Source organism: Brucella sp. IR068 (assembly GCF_049065885.1).
Classification (GTDB): Bacteria; Pseudomonadota; Alphaproteobacteria; order Rhizobiales; family Rhizobiaceae; genus Brucella; species Brucella intermedia.
Map to the genome: position 1 here is coordinate 165722 of NZ_JBAKHE010000006.1, position 12191 is coordinate 177912.

Below are 12191 nucleotides of genomic sequence, written 5' to 3' on the forward strand. Positions count from 1 at the left end.
AATGGTTCAGCCGGTCTATCTTGTCGATGACGATGAAGCAGTGCGAAAGTCGCTCAGCCTGCTTTTGTCGACCATAGACATGGAGGTCAGGAGTTTTGCCGATCCGTCTGCATTTCTGGCACAGCTGCCCCGGTTGAAGCCGGGCTGCATGATCTTCGACATTCGCATGCCGGTCATGACCGGCCTGAAACTCCAGGAACTTCTGGCCGGACAGGAAATCGACTGGCCGGTGATCATCATTTCGGGCCATGGCGACATCGAAGCCTGCCGCCGTGCCTTTCGAAACGGCGCGGTGGACTATCTTTCCAAGCCCGTCGATGAGCAGGATCTCATCGATGCAATCCAGAAGGCGCAGCAACTGCTGGATCAGCGGCTCGGCAGCAAGGCGCTGCGGGCCGAAACACTGGCGCTGCTGGACACGCTGACGGCGCGCGAGCGTGAAGTGCTTGGCCGTATCGCGCAGGGGTTCACGACCCGGCAGATTGCCGATGGGCTTGAACTGTCGCCGCGCACGATCGACAGCCATCGCGCGGCCATCGGGGCGAAACTGGGCACGACCTCGCAGGCGGAAATGACGCGCTTGTGGCTGGAAGGGCAGTCCACTCCGTAGAACTACCGAGAAGTTTGTAAGAGCTACGGATTTCGCCGCTCGCCGACGAAAACTAAATGTTCCTCATCACAACCGAGGAACGACCATGATCCGTAAACTTGCAATTGTCGCCCTGTCGATGTCTCCCGCTACCGCTTTCGCCCAGACCCTCCCCACCACGCCTTACCTGCCGCTCGATCTGGCAACCAAGGCCGCACAGGCTGCGCTGGATGCCTGCGTCGCCAAGGGCAGCAATGTGAGCGTCGCGGTCGTGGCGCGCGACGGGGCAACCAAGGTTCTGCTCAAGGCCGATCTTTCCGGCCCGCATACCGGCAACAGTGCCGAAGGAAAGGCATTTACGGCAGCCGCTCTGGGCCGCGACTCGGGCGAGCTTGCGGAGTTCATCGCTTCGAAGCCAGCCAATAACGGCATGCGCGACATGGATTCGCGCTTTGTTATCCAGGCGGGCGGCCTGCCGATCAAGATCGGCGACGCGCTGGTCGGCGGCATCGGGGTCGGCGGCGCACCGTCCGGCGCGATTGACGCGGAATGCGCCCTTGCCGGTCTTCAGGCTATCGAAGCCAAGTAAAATGACAGGCAGGACCGGACCTTGTCCGGCCCTGCCTTTATGTGCCCAACGGCACCTCCCCGACGCCCGCGCCCTGATCGCCGCAATCCCTGCAAAAGCCGTGCCGTTCAAGGAATATGGCTTGCATCGGGGCGCGGGGGCTGATTTTCTGCTCGCCAAAGCCGACGCATCGACGGCTTCGTGGCCGGCGGAACACCGCATCTGCGGATTTTCTGACACGCTTGTATCGCAGACGAAAATCGGCACCGTGACCTGCGGTGGGCGGTCCATCCCGCGCGAACCGGCCCGAAACGTCGCATGCTCGGGATAATGCGGAGGGGACAGAATGGCCGCGAGCCCGGCAAAGCGACTGATAACATTCGGTATGGTTATTCTGCGTGAAGCGGTCGGCGTCTACTGGACGCTGATCAAGATCATGCTGCCGGTGATGGTGCTGACACAACTGGCTATCGAAATGGGGTTGATCAAGGCCATCTCGCCCGCCTTCGCCCCGGTCATGCAGTTCGTGGGCCTGCCGCCGGAGGCAGGTTTCGTCTGGGCGATGAACCTTCTGTCGGCATCTGGAGCGGGGCCGTGGTGATGTTCGCCGTCCTGCCGGTCGACACACTGACCACAGCACAGGTGACAATCCTCGGTTCGCTTTTCCTCTTTGCCCATGCTCTTCCCATCGAACAGCGTATTGTGCAGAAGGCGGGTCCGCGCCTGATCGTCTCGACGCTGATCCGGGTTGGCGGTGGGCTTTTCTTCGCCTGGGGAATTAACCTGATTTCCAGCCGCACCGGATGGCTCGCGGAACCGGCTGCCCCGAACTGGGTGCCGGGCCATTACGATGCGAGCTGGACCAGTTTCGTGGCGGATACGGCCTCCACGCTGGTCTGGATATTCATTGTCCTGCTCGGTCTGGTCGCGGTGCTGAGAACAATGGATGCCCTCGATGTAACGCGCTTCCTCAACCTGCTTCTTTCGCCATTGCTGCGCCTGCTCGGCATAGCGAAGGACGCCGCTCCGCTAACGGTGGTCGGGCTGGTGTTGGGACTTTCCTATGGCGGGGGCCTCATCATTCGTGAAGCGCAGCGCGGCCATATCCAGCCTCGCGACGTCTTTCTGGCGTCGAGCTTCATGGGGCTCTGCCACAGCCTGATCGAAGATACGCTGATAGTCGTGGCTCTCGGTGCGGATATCTACGTGGTCCTGTTTGGCCGCCTGATTTTCTCGGTTCTGCTGGTTGCAGTCCTCGCAAGGCTTCTGCGCGGAACGGGCGATGCCTTCTTCTTCCGCTTTCTTTACCGGGACAGGATGCATGGCAAATCGCGGCTGCAATACGGGACGGCGGCAGAGGGCCCACTGGATTCGTAGGCGGAGATTTCGGAAGCTTCCAATGTGACAGCGCGCTTCAGTTCGCATTAAAAAATCCCCCACGCGAGGGCGTAGGGGTAAGGGATGCACAGTGATGGGTGGAAGCAACTGAGGGGAAGCGCTTCCATGAAAACCAATAATCAAAATAGTATTCTGAGGCTGAACGGAGTCCTAATCTGTTCGTGCTATCAATATGGATAGAAAGCACCTTTCTCACCTGCAAATCAATCGCAACAATTTGAGGGGGAAAAGTTGGGACCTTTAATCCGGAGCTGGAAGCAGGCGGGCAAAAGGAACCCCGGTGCTGTTGCTGCGCTGGGGTTGTGCGCAGCAAGGGACACTCTACCACCGGCTTTGCACGCAGGAAGTGTAAGGAAAGGCTGGAAGGTGGGAAATCCCATGGTTGCGGGAGGGCATTCTGGGTCGCATCTGGCTCGGAACAGGCGGGAATTTCCGTGACCTGAGCGCATCTGAAAAGTGTGACACGCTTTTCGGAACGAGTTGCGGGGAAAACCCCGGACAATCGATATTTGGAGGGGGCGTCAATGTTCCATGGCGGGTCTCAGGAACAATGCCTCGGCTATTGTCGAAAGATCCTTGTGGCGAGCGCTCAGCACGAAACCGGCGAAGCGCTGGCTGTCCAGTCTGGGATTTTCGGGCAGGGCGAATATGAAGGGGATGGCACCGCGTTCCAGCTGGTCGATGAGCGGGAGCACCGCGTCCGGTTCCAGCGCGACATCCATGACAACGGCGTCCACAACGCCGCCTTCCAGATAATTCAGCGCCTGGATGGCAGTGCTGACCGGACCAAGCACGATGGCTCCGGCATTTGTCAGCCTGGCTGCCGCTTCTTCCGATAGCAGGAACCCGTCTTCAAAAACCAGAATGCGTTTTCCCGAGAACAGACGCATAATATCATCATTAGACTTATTCATTACAAACAGTTGGCCATGTCTGGGACCAAATGACAAGATGCCTCGTGCTGAATTCACATCACGGGCCAAAACACGATAGCGCGGGACAATACGCCTGAAAAACACTATCTAGGCTCCCTCCATGATATCGTGCAGTTTGTGTCGCGCGCGGTGCAGGCGGCTTTTCACCGTGCCGATGGAGCAATCGCAAAGCTCTGCGGTGCGCTCATAGCTTTTGCCTTCCAACACCACCATCGCCAGTACCCGACGATATTTATGAGGCAGGGTCGCCATCGCGGTCTGCACATCATGCGCTTCAAGGGTCAGTTCCTGCGAGGCTTCCACCGAGACTATCGGAGAGACGCACTCGACGGCGCCTGGTGCTTCGCGTTTCTGAATCCGAATCCGGGTGCAGAACGTGTTGCGCATGATCGTAAAAAGCCACGATTTCAGCGGCGAATAAGGCGTGTACTTTTCCCGGTTGGCCAGGGCTTTCATCAGGGTTTCCTGAACGAGATCTTCCGCGTCTTCCTTCTGGCTGTAGAATGTGCGGGAAAAAGCGCGAAGCGCCGGTATCATCTCAACGAGATGTTCCGGCTCCAGCATGTAGTCGGGATCGGGGGTGAACGACATCGCAGTGGCCTTTCCGAACCAACGTCCGGTTAGAGGATGGGGCGGCACAAGGCCGCCCCTTTAATTTACGAATTCTTATGGCTCTGCTGGCCTGCCTTCACATGCTGTTCGTGGCTTCCGCCACGCGAAGATGACTGCTGCTTGTCGCCGCCGCCTCCGCTGCTTGCTTGCTTGCCATCGTTCTTGTGGCTCTGCTGGCCGGCTTTCACGTGTTGTTCGTGTGTGCCACCTTGCGTGTGATTCTGTGCCATTCTCTTTCCTTTCAGTGGTTCCAGACCAATGATTTTGGGAGTGGAGTTTGTCGCGCGTGACATAAGCCTAACCTTGAGGCCCGGAGGATGTTCCAAGAAAAAGCCTGTAACAAACTTCACGTTTCGGACGCGCGCCCGAACTCTGCAACCTGGCCAAGTTCCTTCAGGAACATCGCCCGTTCGCGGTCGTAACCGCTCCTGCCGCGCAGCCGCAGCAGATAGGAGGGGTGGATGGTCACAAAGACGTGGCGGTTTTCGTGCTGCAGGCAACGGCCGCGCACGGCGGCTATCTTCACAGGCTTATCAAAAACGGCGCGGGCGGCCACGGCTCCCAGCGCAACGATGATATGCGGCGACACTTGTTCGATTTCCTGCTCAAGCCACCAGCGGCAGGCTTCTATGTGGCTGGTCGACGGGCGCTGGTGGAGGCGTCTCTTGCCGCGCTGGATGTGGCGAAAATGTTTAACGGCGTTGGTGATGTAGCACCGTTCGCGCTTGATGCCGACTTCGGCGAGACAGGCGTCGAAGACCTGGCCCGCAGGACCGATCAGCGGGCGCCCTTCGATATCCTCCTTGTCGCCGGGTTGCTCGGCGACAAAGAAAATTCCGGCCCCGACAGGGCCTTCCCCGAAAACGGTCTGTGTCGCATCCTTGTAGAGCTCGCAACGCCGACAAGTCTGCGCTTCCGCGCAGACTTGCTCAAGGGTAGGCTGGCGATGTGAAATTGCCGGGGCGGGGCTTGTCATTGCCGCTCCGTGGCGGAAGGCGGCGGCTGCGATTCCGTGGATGTAGGCGGTGTGCTGTTGTCATCCATGAAACCGCGCCCCGGACGCATTTGTCCGTAAAGTTCCACCGCACCCCAGACAATCATCGCCAGTATCAGGCTGGAAACGAGGATTGTGAGGATACGCCCTCCATTCAAACCTTGACGGGCCTTGCGCGGATCCACCTCTTTCATCGGCCGATCCACCTAGCCCCAGCGCTGACGTTCGCGTTCGATCTCGTCTGCCGTGTAGGGCGCAGCCGACGCATTGAAGCTCTCCCATCCTTCCTCGAGATAAGCGTCGCGGCGCTGGCCGATATTGACACGTCCCCAGTCTTCCAGAATGGCTTCGACCTTCTCGCGCTCGCTTTCGTCGCAGCGGACCGCGACCAAAGCGCTGCCCCGGCGAATGGCTTCGCTATAGGCCTGCGCCTCTTCCTCGGGTATGCCCGTATCAACGAGGGCGCCCACGATACCGCCTGCGACGCCGCCGGCTGTCGCGCCGCCAACAAGCCCGACCAGCGTAGCGGTGAGCCAGCCACCTGCCACGACCGGGCCGACGCCGGGAATGGAAAGAAGGCCAAGCCCGGTCAGCAGTCCGGCACCGCCGCCTGCGACCGCGCCGAGACCGGCCCCGGTTTCGACGCCCGTCACGGTGCTCCCGTCCCCTTCCGCGGCATCGCCTGCATATCGACCATCGGTATTATTCGAAATCAGGCTGATATTGTCCGAAGAGATCCCCGCTTCCTCAAGGGAACGAACGGCGTCCATTGCTTCGTCATAATTGTCGAACAGACCTGTGATATAAGCCATTTTCATCTCCTTTAATTCGGTTGCCGGTTACAGCCGGATCACTGCGTGGTGATGTTTCCCTGGAAATCGAAAAGAACCTTCACGGGCTGCCCGTTACGCGCAGCATCGGCGCGCCAGACGCCATCCTCGCCAAGCTGAAGGTGCATGATGTTGGTATAGCCTTCTTCGGTCAGGCGTTCCTTCACCTGATCTTCGGTAAAGCTGTTCTGCCCCGGCACGGGCGCCTTGGGGTTTTTCTCTCCGGGTGTCGTCACAGCAGGTGTTTGCGGGTCACTGGAGGGGGCGGCGGTTTGGGCAAAAGCTGCCGGTGTGACCAGCAGGAAAACCGCGCTTGCGCAATATCGAATAGACTGTTTCATCGTAGGCTCCCTTGTTTCTGGGGACTGTCCCAACCAACGAGCCGATCGAATGTTCCCTTGGAATTTCAACGGGCACCGAGAACCATTTCCCTGATCCAGCGGGTCAGGAGCTGGTTGTAGGTCTTTTGATGGCGCTCTTCCGTGAGGGCATGGTCTGCGCCGTCCAGCATGCGAACGGTCAGCGAACGGGCATTGATGAAGGCGGTTTGATAGCTCGCCACTGTCGGATGCGGAACGATGACGTCATGCTCGGACTCGACCAGAAGCACATCGCCGCGAAATTCCCGTGCCTGCCGCAAGGCGCGGTTGTCGTCATAACTGACCAGTGCCGAGCGATAGGATTGCAGGTCCCTGCGATCGAGCCTTGCCTTGGGAACCTGCCAGAGCTCGTCACGATAAAGGGCAGGTGCTCTGAGCGCCAGCCAGCGAACGGGGCGCAATTCTGTCAGCAATGTCGCGAGATATCCGCCATAGCTGCTGCCTATGACGACAATGGAGTCGTCCTCGACCATCTTGAGGCTGGCCAGGCTGTCATAGGCGGCGATTGCGTCGTCGAGGTTTTCGCCGCGCGTCACGGTCTTGTTGCCGGAGAGCAAATCCCCGTGGCCGCGCATATCGAAGGTGAGGCAAACGCAGCCGAGCGAGGATATTGCATTCGCCCTTTCGATGTCGCGTTCCTGGCTGCCGGCCCAGCCATGAAGAAAAAGGACGCCGGGAATGGTAGTGTCTGGAGAGATTACTGTCGCGGCCAGTTCATACTGGTCGACACGGACGGCGGTATCGTTACGGATCATGATAGATTTTCTCGATTCTCGCATATTTATGCAGGGGCTGACCGAGATCGTCCTCACCGGAATAGACGATGAAATCATCGTCCCGGAACGTCGGCGCTTCGTCGCGGCTCTCGTGCAGAACGGCCTGCACGGCGGTCACGGTTTCATCCTGCATCAGTTTTTCCATTGCCAGCAGTTCAGCGGGGGAAGCGCCTCCCACGCGCCACGACTGTTCAAGCACTCCACAGCGCACGCCATTTTCGGTTATCGGCCCGACAAGCACGTCATAATTCCTGCGTGACGCGACCAGTCCAAGATGCTCGCGGGCCGCTTCATCGTAGCGCCGGGCATTCTCCACGACCTTGCGTGCAGTTGGCGATTGCAGAAGCTGAAGAAGCGCATCCCAGTCGCCGCGCACCACGCGCAACCGGCTACCGGCATAAAATTCCTTACCGGCCTTGTCGCGGGAACTGTACTGACGGCCCAGATAGGTTCCGACATGGTTTCCAAGCTGGATCTGCCCGACGGAATAGGTCGTGGAATTGTCCACATCCTCTTCGAGAACCAGTCCGTTTGCGATATCGACCTCTGAAACCTCGGCGAGAAAACTGTCGAGCGAGCGGACGGTGTCGATGACGCTCTGGTCCTCGCCGCCGGACGCATAGGGATTCTTGAACCGAATTTTGTGCTTTTTCAGCAAGGCACTCGCCGCTTCCAGAGCGTGGCGGTGCGAGAACACCGAGAAGCCCGGCAGAACGCAATCCTGCAAACATGCCGCGAACTGTCCCGTCCATCCCTCGGGCAGGTCGTCGTGGTCGTGCCAATGTGGATGGGTAACGAGCTTTGTCGCCATGAAACCGCGATGAACGATGCCGCCATAGAAGCGATCCACGGTCATGTCGGGGTTCCCCTCCTGCCGGGCGAGGGCGTAGGTCGGGATAAAAAACGTTTCGCCATTTTCGTCGAAGTCTTGCCCAGTGGGAAGTAGTTGCCGGCCTGTGAGGGCCGAGAGACGCGTAGCCAGCGCTTCCGCGCTGGCTACGGTGTGGTGGCTGTCCGACGCCCGGCAGACGACGCGAATTTTCCGCATGGGGTCTTCCCGCAAAAGGGCGCTTTCCATGTCGTCACCTCGCTGTCGATCCCGGGCTAGCGGTTGCGCACAGGCTGCGATCAGGCCGCTTCCGCACGGAGATTGGCGGAGGTTTCGGCAAGCTTGGTCAGGTCCTTGTCGGTCTGGCCTTCTTCCTGCAGGGTTTGATCGAGGATATTCGCCACGTCCTTGTATCCAAGGGTTTCGGCCCAGCGCTTCAACGTGCCGTAGCGGGTGATTTCATAGTGTTCCACGGCTTGGGCAGCGGAGATCAAACCCGCGTCGAGCGCAGGGCTGTTCGAAAATTCCTCCATGATCTCCTCGCCCTCGGCGATGATGCCTTCAATGGCGTCACAGGTCTTGCCCTGCGCACGCTTGCCGAGAATCTCGAAGCACTGCTGCAGACGTTCCACATGTCCTTCGGTCTGTTCCCGGTGTTTTTCGAACGCGCTCTTCAGCTTCTCATCATTGGCCGCGCGGGACATCTTCGGAAGCGTTTTCAGAATCTTGCGCTCCGCGTAATAAATGTCCTTGAGGGTATCGTAGAAAAGATCTTCGAGATTGCGTTGCTTGGTGCTGGCCATTTCAGGCTCCTCCTATGGTTCCGAAACTGTCATTGTCGTGCGGCTGAAAATCCCGACGACGGCACACCTAACTCCCCAGCGATCGTTTTGTTTCGCCCGTTGGACAAAAATCAAAACGTCAGGGCTGCGTGGGAGAGCGGGCCGGTTGGGTTGGGCTCTCCGGCGAGACGTCCCCCTTGTCGGAAGTGATGAACAGGCTGCCCAACCCCAGCAGCGCCACGGCGAACATCACGACGGCAAGCCATTTCAAAGTGGTCATCGTTACGTCCCGTCAGGATTTCGACTTGTGCTCGGGCTTGCCCTTCTGCTTGGTGGAGGCCATCTTCTCGAGCTCTTTTTCGCTCATGGATTTGGCCATTTCCTTGGACGCTCCACGCAGTTCGCTTTTTGCCTTGTCTCCGCGCTTCGCCGCCAAAGCCGCACCGGCAGCCTGTTGCTGCGCTTTGGATTTTGCAGGCATCTTCACCTCCTGTGATGGTCAGTTCTGTTCGGTTCCACGGCTTTCCCGCCGCAGTTCACGCGCGCTGGGGTTGGCCAGATCATTCGGACGCTTGCCGTTGGGGCTGTCGAAATCGAAATCCGTTTGCGGGTCGTCCGACTGCGGCTGGCGCGGGTTGCCCGGCGCGTTCGACTGCTCATGCGTCGGCCGCGCCTGATGATCGCGTGGTTCGTGCTCGGACGGTTCGCCCGCCCCGACGCGATCCTTGTCGAAGTAAGGAAATCGGATGCTTGCGGCATCGTAGAACATGACGGTTCCTCCAGTTGGGTGCCATGGAGTGCCCATGGGTGTCATGACGGCTGAACGTGCCTCCGAACCGGCTTGCGAGCAGTTTGTTCCATCGAGGCACCGAAACCGGTCGATGTCGCGGACAGGTAAAAGGAACATGGGCAGCCTTCGGCAGTTATCGAAACCCGCAAGAGAGGAGTTTTGATATGGCCCAGACAAGGAAATGGTCAGGCGAAGTAACAGAACACAGCGACGCCCTCGATCTGGAGCCGCATGTGTTCGAACAGGACGATCCGAAGAAAATTGCAGCTTCCCTGAAGCGCTCAGCCGACAAGAGCCATAAGCGCAAGGCGGAGCCGTTCCGCTCGGCAATGTCCATGCTGACTTTCTACATCAATCGCGCGGGCAAGAATCTACCGGAAAAACGCAGGCATGTGCTGGAAGCAGCCAAGGGCGAACTGCGCAAGGCCTACGGCAAGCCGGACCACGCTTGACACCCGCTGAAGGGAGAAATCGCATGAAAATTCATATCGAAGAAAGGGGAGCGGCATTGAGGTTCGTCCTGTCCGCAGACCCTGAGCTGCCTTCCGACCCACCGGAAATACCCGAAAAGGAGCCGGAAGGCATTCCCGTCGAGCCGCCTGAAACCATTCCGCAACCAGACAAGGGACCGTTCAGCCCCGACGAACCGGAACAGATACCGCCGCTTCCGATGCCCGAACATCCTTCGCGCGGTCCGGCAAGTCCGGACCAGCCGACAATGCAGCAAGAAGCATCGGGGTGAATGGAGCGACGGTCGTCATCCGTCGTCGTCATTCCGTCCCGCATGCTTCGGCTCACTCAGCGCATCGGAAAGGTTCTTGCGGTCGGGATCGGACAGGTTGTGTCCGGCGGCGTCGCGCTTTTTTGCCGGGTCATCAACGGCGGGTTCATAGCCGCGAGGCCTGTTTTCCGGCGGGCCTTCCCATTTCGGCTTCTGGTCCGTGGTGCCGGCTTTCGGGTCGTGTTTCATTGCAGCCTCCATTTGTTGAAACTCATCCCCAACCGAGCAAACGCCTGATTGTTTCGTTGAACGACGCGAACGCTGCGTGAAGGCAAGCGGCACAATTGCCGAGATAAAGTTCCGGAACAATTGGCCCGCCTCATGGTTGGAACCCAGAGGTCCACAGCGATGAAGACAGTTTCAGAAGACAAAAGCATTGGCGCCCGCACGCGAGGCGCGATCCAACGGGGCGAGACCGGCGACAAGGTTCCCGGTTTCGATCCTGCGGCAGCTCCTATGGAAACGGACGCCGAGGCAGGCGGCAGTTCCCAGCCTGCTGGCAAGCCCCAGCCGCAGCCCGCGAAGGCTGATGACAGCAACGCTTCCAGCCATGCATCCGGCCTGCGGGCGTGGTCGTCCGAAGGAAACCCGCAAACCGCAAGAGGAAAAGCCCCACTGAGGGAAGGCCCTGTCTATCTCGTCTGGTGGTTCATCATCGCGATGGTCGTCATCGGTTATTTCATAATCTCATGGGTGTGGCGATGAATATGCAATCGAAACCTGAGCAAGACAAAAGAGCCGAGCCTTCGCGAACGCTCGGATACTTTCCGCGCTTCGCCCTGGTCATATTGGCGGTTCTGCTGCTTCTGTTCCTTGGATGGAGCCTGACCGGCGGCGGATCGGTATCGCAGCAGCAGGGCATAGAGACGCCCCCCGCGACGGATTCCAGCGACCAGCCGGACAAGAATCCGCCGGTCGAAAACCAGCGGCCGCAGACGGGCACGGGAGGCGACCAGCCGACCAATCCGCCAGAAGGGCAGAAATGAAGGGCGGAAACGGAGATCAAAAAAGAGGTCGTCATGAACAAGCAACCAACCACCCCGCTTACGGATGATGAAGACGTAAAGTTTCTTGCCGAGAATTCCGATGTTTCACCGCTTCAGGCGCGCCAGCTGATCGAACGTTTCGGCAGGGACAGGGAAAAGCTGCTTGAAGAAGCGAAGAAGTTTAAAGCGGAAGGATAGAACAATGGCTGAGATCACACGCGATCACGACAAGATCCGCCGGTGGCGGGTGTCTCTGCGTGGCGGTCCTGATATCGCTTGTGGGCAAGTCGCGACGCCAGTTCGGCAATGTAGTTCAGGTCCCTCAGGCCGTTCTGGTAAAGCATTATGATGGCGGTAGAAAGATCTGTCGCAGCATATTCCCTGTCGCTTTCCTCAAGAATAATCGCGGCATGGGAAAAGCAACTGCGCATGAAGGTCACTTCTTCCGGCTTATAGATACGGCTCGCTTCGTTGAAGAGCGGCATACGATCCTCCTTCGGGACACATCAACAATACGCTTCTTAATTATTTAAGATAGGCACGATTGATCACTTCATATTTCGGTGCTGCCTGGGCTCACGGCAGGCGGCCGCTTCCTTGTTCGGGATGGCGCTCAAGGTTTTGGCGGTTGAGGCAATCGAAAACCCGCTGCGCCTCCTCTTCGTTCAAGGCGATCTGCAACCGCCCCTCGAACGTGATGGGGTTGCCCTTGAAGGCATCGATCACCGACCAGGTGCCATCGCCATTCTTTTGAAGTTTGTACCCGTTTTCTACCATGGTCGTCTCCCGTCGCGGCCTGTCTCCGGCAAACTCGATGGGCCCGAATTCAACGGGTACCCATGGTCGATCTGCTCGAGGCCGCACGGCTCCAGATGAAGCCGAGCCACCATTGATGCAAATGCCGGAGAAAAGAAGTTAACGAAGCAATGGTTCGAATGGTT

The 12191-nt window shown here is 58.8% G+C and carries 26 protein-coding genes; 10 read left to right on the forward strand and 16 right to left on the reverse strand.

Going from position 1 to position 12191, the window contains the following annotated elements; translation table 11 throughout:
- The first annotated feature begins 1 nt into the window (after position 1).
- From ACOWVS_RS12245 to ACOWVS_RS12265, 5 genes are all read left to right on the forward strand, one after another.
- The gene (locus ACOWVS_RS12245) at positions 2 to 610 is read left to right on the forward strand and encodes a response regulator transcription factor (protein ID WP_006470794.1); all 609 of its coding nucleotides are present in this window, start codon (positions 2 to 4) and stop codon (positions 608 to 610) included.
- An 85-nt stretch (positions 611 to 695) separates the two neighbouring features.
- Positions 696 to 1178 carry a GlcG/HbpS family heme-binding protein gene (locus ACOWVS_RS12250; RefSeq protein ID WP_006469547.1) on the forward strand — a complete coding sequence of 161 codons (483 nt, stop codon included), beginning with the start codon at positions 696 to 698 and terminating at the stop codon, positions 1176 to 1178.
- A 1-nt stretch (position 1179) separates the two neighbouring features.
- Positions 1180 to 1488 (forward strand): hypothetical protein, encoded by a 309-nt coding sequence (locus ACOWVS_RS12255; RefSeq protein ID WP_138920929.1) that lies wholly within the window; start codon positions 1180 to 1182, stop codon positions 1486 to 1488.
- Between the two features lie 15 nt (positions 1489 to 1503).
- Positions 1504 to 1758 carry a hypothetical protein gene (locus tag ACOWVS_RS12260; protein WP_247644427.1) on the forward strand — a complete coding sequence of 85 codons (255 nt, stop codon included), beginning with the start codon at positions 1504 to 1506 and terminating at the stop codon, positions 1756 to 1758.
- Complete coding sequence (locus ACOWVS_RS12265; RefSeq protein ID WP_247644428.1) at positions 1752 to 2534, forward strand: nucleoside recognition protein; 783 nt, start codon at positions 1752 to 1754, stop codon at positions 2532 to 2534. Before ACOWVS_RS12260 ends, ACOWVS_RS12265 begins: the two co-directional genes overlap by 7 nt.
- A 542-nt stretch (positions 2535 to 3076) precedes the next feature.
- Here the strand turns inward: ACOWVS_RS12265 and ACOWVS_RS12270 are convergent.
- The 13 genes from ACOWVS_RS12270 to ACOWVS_RS12330 form a co-directional block, all read right to left on the reverse strand.
- Complete coding sequence (locus ACOWVS_RS12270) at positions 3077 to 3445, reverse strand: hypothetical protein (protein ID WP_006470796.1); 369 nt, start codon at positions 3443 to 3445, stop codon at positions 3077 to 3079.
- Between the two features lie 132 nt (positions 3446 to 3577).
- Positions 3578 to 4081 carry a sigma-70 family RNA polymerase sigma factor gene (locus tag ACOWVS_RS12275; RefSeq protein WP_006470797.1) on the reverse strand — a complete coding sequence of 168 codons (504 nt, stop codon included), beginning with the start codon at positions 4079 to 4081 and terminating at the stop codon, positions 3578 to 3580.
- Positions 4082 to 4146: 65 nt separating this feature from the next.
- A complete protein-coding gene (locus ACOWVS_RS12280) occupies positions 4147 to 4332 on the reverse strand; it encodes a hypothetical protein (RefSeq protein ID WP_006469543.1) in 186 nt (61 codons plus the stop codon).
- A 116-nt stretch (positions 4333 to 4448) separates the two neighbouring features.
- Positions 4449 to 5078, reverse strand: a complete 630-nt coding sequence (locus ACOWVS_RS12285) for a UdgX family uracil-DNA binding protein (RefSeq protein WP_006469542.1) — start codon at positions 5076 to 5078, stop codon at positions 4449 to 4451.
- On the reverse strand, positions 5075 to 5290 hold the full coding sequence (locus ACOWVS_RS12290; protein WP_006470798.1) for a hypothetical protein: 216 nt from the start codon (positions 5288 to 5290) through the stop codon (positions 5075 to 5077). Before ACOWVS_RS12290 ends, ACOWVS_RS12285 begins: the two co-directional genes overlap by 4 nt.
- A 12-nt stretch (positions 5291 to 5302) precedes the next feature.
- Positions 5303 to 5908 carry a hypothetical protein gene (locus ACOWVS_RS12295; RefSeq protein WP_006470799.1) on the reverse strand — a complete coding sequence of 202 codons (606 nt, stop codon included), beginning with the start codon at positions 5906 to 5908 and terminating at the stop codon, positions 5303 to 5305.
- 38 nt (positions 5909 to 5946) lie between these two features.
- Entirely contained in the window at positions 5947 to 6267 is a 321-nt protein-coding gene (locus ACOWVS_RS12300; protein ID WP_036564767.1) for a PepSY domain-containing protein, read from the reverse strand.
- A gap of 65 nt (positions 6268 to 6332) precedes the next feature.
- Positions 6333 to 7061: an alpha/beta hydrolase family protein gene (locus tag ACOWVS_RS12305; protein WP_006473428.1), complete on the reverse strand. Its 729-nt coding sequence runs from the start codon at positions 7059 to 7061 to the stop codon at positions 6333 to 6335.
- Positions 7051 to 8130, reverse strand: coding sequence for a DUF3182 family protein (locus tag ACOWVS_RS12310; RefSeq protein WP_075041753.1), 1080 nt, complete (start codon positions 8128 to 8130; stop codon positions 7051 to 7053). The genes ACOWVS_RS12305 and ACOWVS_RS12310 overlap by 11 nt, the downstream gene beginning before the upstream one ends.
- 80 nt (positions 8131 to 8210) lie before the next feature.
- A complete protein-coding gene (locus ACOWVS_RS12315) occupies positions 8211 to 8714 on the reverse strand; it encodes a ferritin-like domain-containing protein (RefSeq protein ID WP_021585381.1) in 504 nt (167 codons plus the stop codon).
- Positions 8715 to 8832: 118 nt separating this feature from the next.
- Positions 8833 to 8973 (reverse strand): hypothetical protein, encoded by a 141-nt coding sequence (locus tag ACOWVS_RS12320; RefSeq protein WP_006469537.1) that lies wholly within the window; start codon positions 8971 to 8973, stop codon positions 8833 to 8835.
- 12 nt (positions 8974 to 8985) lie between these two features.
- The gene (locus ACOWVS_RS12325; protein WP_006471823.1) at positions 8986 to 9174 is read right to left on the reverse strand and encodes a DUF3008 family protein; all 189 of its coding nucleotides are present in this window, start codon (positions 9172 to 9174) and stop codon (positions 8986 to 8988) included.
- A gap of 18 nt (positions 9175 to 9192) precedes the next feature.
- Positions 9193 to 9462 (reverse strand): hypothetical protein, encoded by a 270-nt coding sequence (locus tag ACOWVS_RS12330; protein ID WP_006471824.1) that lies wholly within the window; start codon positions 9460 to 9462, stop codon positions 9193 to 9195.
- A gap of 185 nt (positions 9463 to 9647) precedes the next feature.
- On the opposite strand from ACOWVS_RS12330, the gene ACOWVS_RS12335 reads away from it, so the two are divergent.
- Both ACOWVS_RS12335 and ACOWVS_RS12340 read left to right on the forward strand, forming a co-directional pair.
- Entirely contained in the window at positions 9648 to 9935 is a 288-nt protein-coding gene (locus ACOWVS_RS12335) for a DUF3175 domain-containing protein (protein ID WP_006471825.1), read from the forward strand.
- Between the two features lie 23 nt (positions 9936 to 9958).
- Positions 9959 to 10225: a hypothetical protein gene (locus tag ACOWVS_RS12340; RefSeq protein ID WP_006471826.1), complete on the forward strand. Its 267-nt coding sequence runs from the start codon at positions 9959 to 9961 to the stop codon at positions 10223 to 10225.
- Between the two features lie 15 nt (positions 10226 to 10240).
- Here ACOWVS_RS12340 and ACOWVS_RS12345 read toward each other — a convergent pair whose 3' ends face one another.
- Positions 10241 to 10453 (reverse strand): hypothetical protein, encoded by a 213-nt coding sequence (locus ACOWVS_RS12345; protein ID WP_025091822.1) that lies wholly within the window; start codon positions 10451 to 10453, stop codon positions 10241 to 10243.
- A gap of 159 nt (positions 10454 to 10612) precedes the next feature.
- Between ACOWVS_RS12345 and ACOWVS_RS12350 the strand changes: the two genes are divergently transcribed.
- Genes ACOWVS_RS12350 through ACOWVS_RS12360 form a run of 3 tightly spaced genes read left to right on the forward strand, consistent with a single transcriptional unit; the run spans position 10613 to position 11448 of the window.
- Positions 10613 to 10969: a hypothetical protein gene (locus tag ACOWVS_RS12350; protein WP_006471828.1), complete on the forward strand. Its 357-nt coding sequence runs from the start codon at positions 10613 to 10615 to the stop codon at positions 10967 to 10969.
- A 2-nt stretch (positions 10970 to 10971) separates the two neighbouring features.
- A complete protein-coding gene (locus ACOWVS_RS12355; RefSeq protein WP_006471829.1) occupies positions 10972 to 11250 on the forward strand; it encodes a hypothetical protein in 279 nt (92 codons plus the stop codon).
- Between the two features lie 33 nt (positions 11251 to 11283).
- Positions 11284 to 11448, forward strand: coding sequence for a hypothetical protein (locus ACOWVS_RS12360; protein WP_006469529.1), 165 nt, complete (start codon positions 11284 to 11286; stop codon positions 11446 to 11448).
- 14 nt (positions 11449 to 11462) lie between these two features.
- Here the strand turns inward: ACOWVS_RS12360 and ACOWVS_RS12365 are convergent, their stop codons facing one another.
- Both ACOWVS_RS12365 and ACOWVS_RS12370 read right to left on the reverse strand, forming a co-directional pair.
- On the reverse strand, positions 11463 to 11735 hold the full coding sequence (locus tag ACOWVS_RS12365) for a hypothetical protein (RefSeq protein ID WP_006469528.1): 273 nt from the start codon (positions 11733 to 11735) through the stop codon (positions 11463 to 11465).
- 91 nt (positions 11736 to 11826) lie between these two features.
- Positions 11827 to 12027, reverse strand: coding sequence for a hypothetical protein (locus tag ACOWVS_RS12370; RefSeq protein WP_006471830.1), 201 nt, complete (start codon positions 12025 to 12027; stop codon positions 11827 to 11829).
- Between the last annotated feature and the right edge of the window lie 164 nt (positions 12028 to 12191).

Excerpts from the sequence above, each read along its gene's own strand:
- ACOWVS_RS12245 (WP_006470794.1), top strand. The coding sequence starts at position 2 with ATGGTTCAGCCGGTCTATCTTGTCGATGACGATGAAGCAGTGCGAAAG.
- ACOWVS_RS12250 (WP_006469547.1), top strand. The coding sequence starts at position 696 with ATGATCCGTAAACTTGCAATTGTCGCCCTGTCGATGTCTCCCGCTACC.
- ACOWVS_RS12255 (WP_138920929.1), top strand. The coding sequence starts at position 1,180 with ATGACAGGCAGGACCGGACCTTGTCCGGCCCTGCCTTTATGTGCCCAA.
- ACOWVS_RS12260 (WP_247644427.1), top strand. The coding sequence starts at position 1,504 with ATGGCCGCGAGCCCGGCAAAGCGACTGATAACATTCGGTATGGTTATT.
- ACOWVS_RS12270 (WP_006470796.1), bottom strand. The coding sequence starts at position 3,445 with ATGCGTCTGTTCTCGGGAAAACGCATTCTGGTTTTTGAAGACGGGTTC.
- ACOWVS_RS12275 (WP_006470797.1), bottom strand. The coding sequence starts at position 4,081 with ATGTCGTTCACCCCCGATCCCGACTACATGCTGGAGCCGGAACATCTC.
- ACOWVS_RS12280 (WP_006469543.1), bottom strand. The coding sequence starts at position 4,332 with ATGGCACAGAATCACACGCAAGGTGGCACACACGAACAACACGTGAAA.
- ACOWVS_RS12285 (WP_006469542.1), bottom strand. The coding sequence starts at position 5,078 with ATGACAAGCCCCGCCCCGGCAATTTCACATCGCCAGCCTACCCTTGAG.
- ACOWVS_RS12290 (WP_006470798.1), bottom strand. The coding sequence starts at position 5,290 with ATGAAAGAGGTGGATCCGCGCAAGGCCCGTCAAGGTTTGAATGGAGGG.
- ACOWVS_RS12295 (WP_006470799.1), bottom strand. The coding sequence starts at position 5,908 with ATGGCTTATATCACAGGTCTGTTCGACAATTATGACGAAGCAATGGAC.
- ACOWVS_RS12300 (WP_036564767.1), bottom strand. The coding sequence starts at position 6,267 with ATGAAACAGTCTATTCGATATTGCGCAAGCGCGGTTTTCCTGCTGGTC.
- ACOWVS_RS12305 (WP_006473428.1), bottom strand. The coding sequence starts at position 7,061 with ATGATCCGTAACGATACCGCCGTCCGTGTCGACCAGTATGAACTGGCC.
- ACOWVS_RS12310 (WP_075041753.1), bottom strand. The coding sequence starts at position 8,130 with ATGCGGAAAATTCGCGTCGTCTGCCGGGCGTCGGACAGCCACCACACC.
- ACOWVS_RS12315 (WP_021585381.1), bottom strand. The coding sequence starts at position 8,714 with ATGGCCAGCACCAAGCAACGCAATCTCGAAGATCTTTTCTACGATACC.
- ACOWVS_RS12320 (WP_006469537.1), bottom strand. The coding sequence starts at position 8,973 with ATGACCACTTTGAAATGGCTTGCCGTCGTGATGTTCGCCGTGGCGCTG.
- ACOWVS_RS12325 (WP_006471823.1), bottom strand. The coding sequence starts at position 9,174 with ATGCCTGCAAAATCCAAAGCGCAGCAACAGGCTGCCGGTGCGGCTTTG.
- ACOWVS_RS12330 (WP_006471824.1), bottom strand. The coding sequence starts at position 9,462 with ATGTTCTACGATGCCGCAAGCATCCGATTTCCTTACTTCGACAAGGAT.
- ACOWVS_RS12335 (WP_006471825.1), top strand. The coding sequence starts at position 9,648 with ATGGCCCAGACAAGGAAATGGTCAGGCGAAGTAACAGAACACAGCGAC.
- ACOWVS_RS12340 (WP_006471826.1), top strand. The coding sequence starts at position 9,959 with ATGAAAATTCATATCGAAGAAAGGGGAGCGGCATTGAGGTTCGTCCTG.
- ACOWVS_RS12345 (WP_025091822.1), bottom strand. The coding sequence starts at position 10,453 with ATGAAACACGACCCGAAAGCCGGCACCACGGACCAGAAGCCGAAATGG.
- ACOWVS_RS12350 (WP_006471828.1), top strand. The coding sequence starts at position 10,613 with ATGAAGACAGTTTCAGAAGACAAAAGCATTGGCGCCCGCACGCGAGGC.
- ACOWVS_RS12355 (WP_006471829.1), top strand. The coding sequence starts at position 10,972 with ATGCAATCGAAACCTGAGCAAGACAAAAGAGCCGAGCCTTCGCGAACG.
- ACOWVS_RS12360 (WP_006469529.1), top strand. The coding sequence starts at position 11,284 with ATGAACAAGCAACCAACCACCCCGCTTACGGATGATGAAGACGTAAAG.
- ACOWVS_RS12365 (WP_006469528.1), bottom strand. The coding sequence starts at position 11,735 with ATGCCGCTCTTCAACGAAGCGAGCCGTATCTATAAGCCGGAAGAAGTG.
- ACOWVS_RS12370 (WP_006471830.1), bottom strand. The coding sequence starts at position 12,027 with ATGGTAGAAAACGGGTACAAACTTCAAAAGAATGGCGATGGCACCTGG.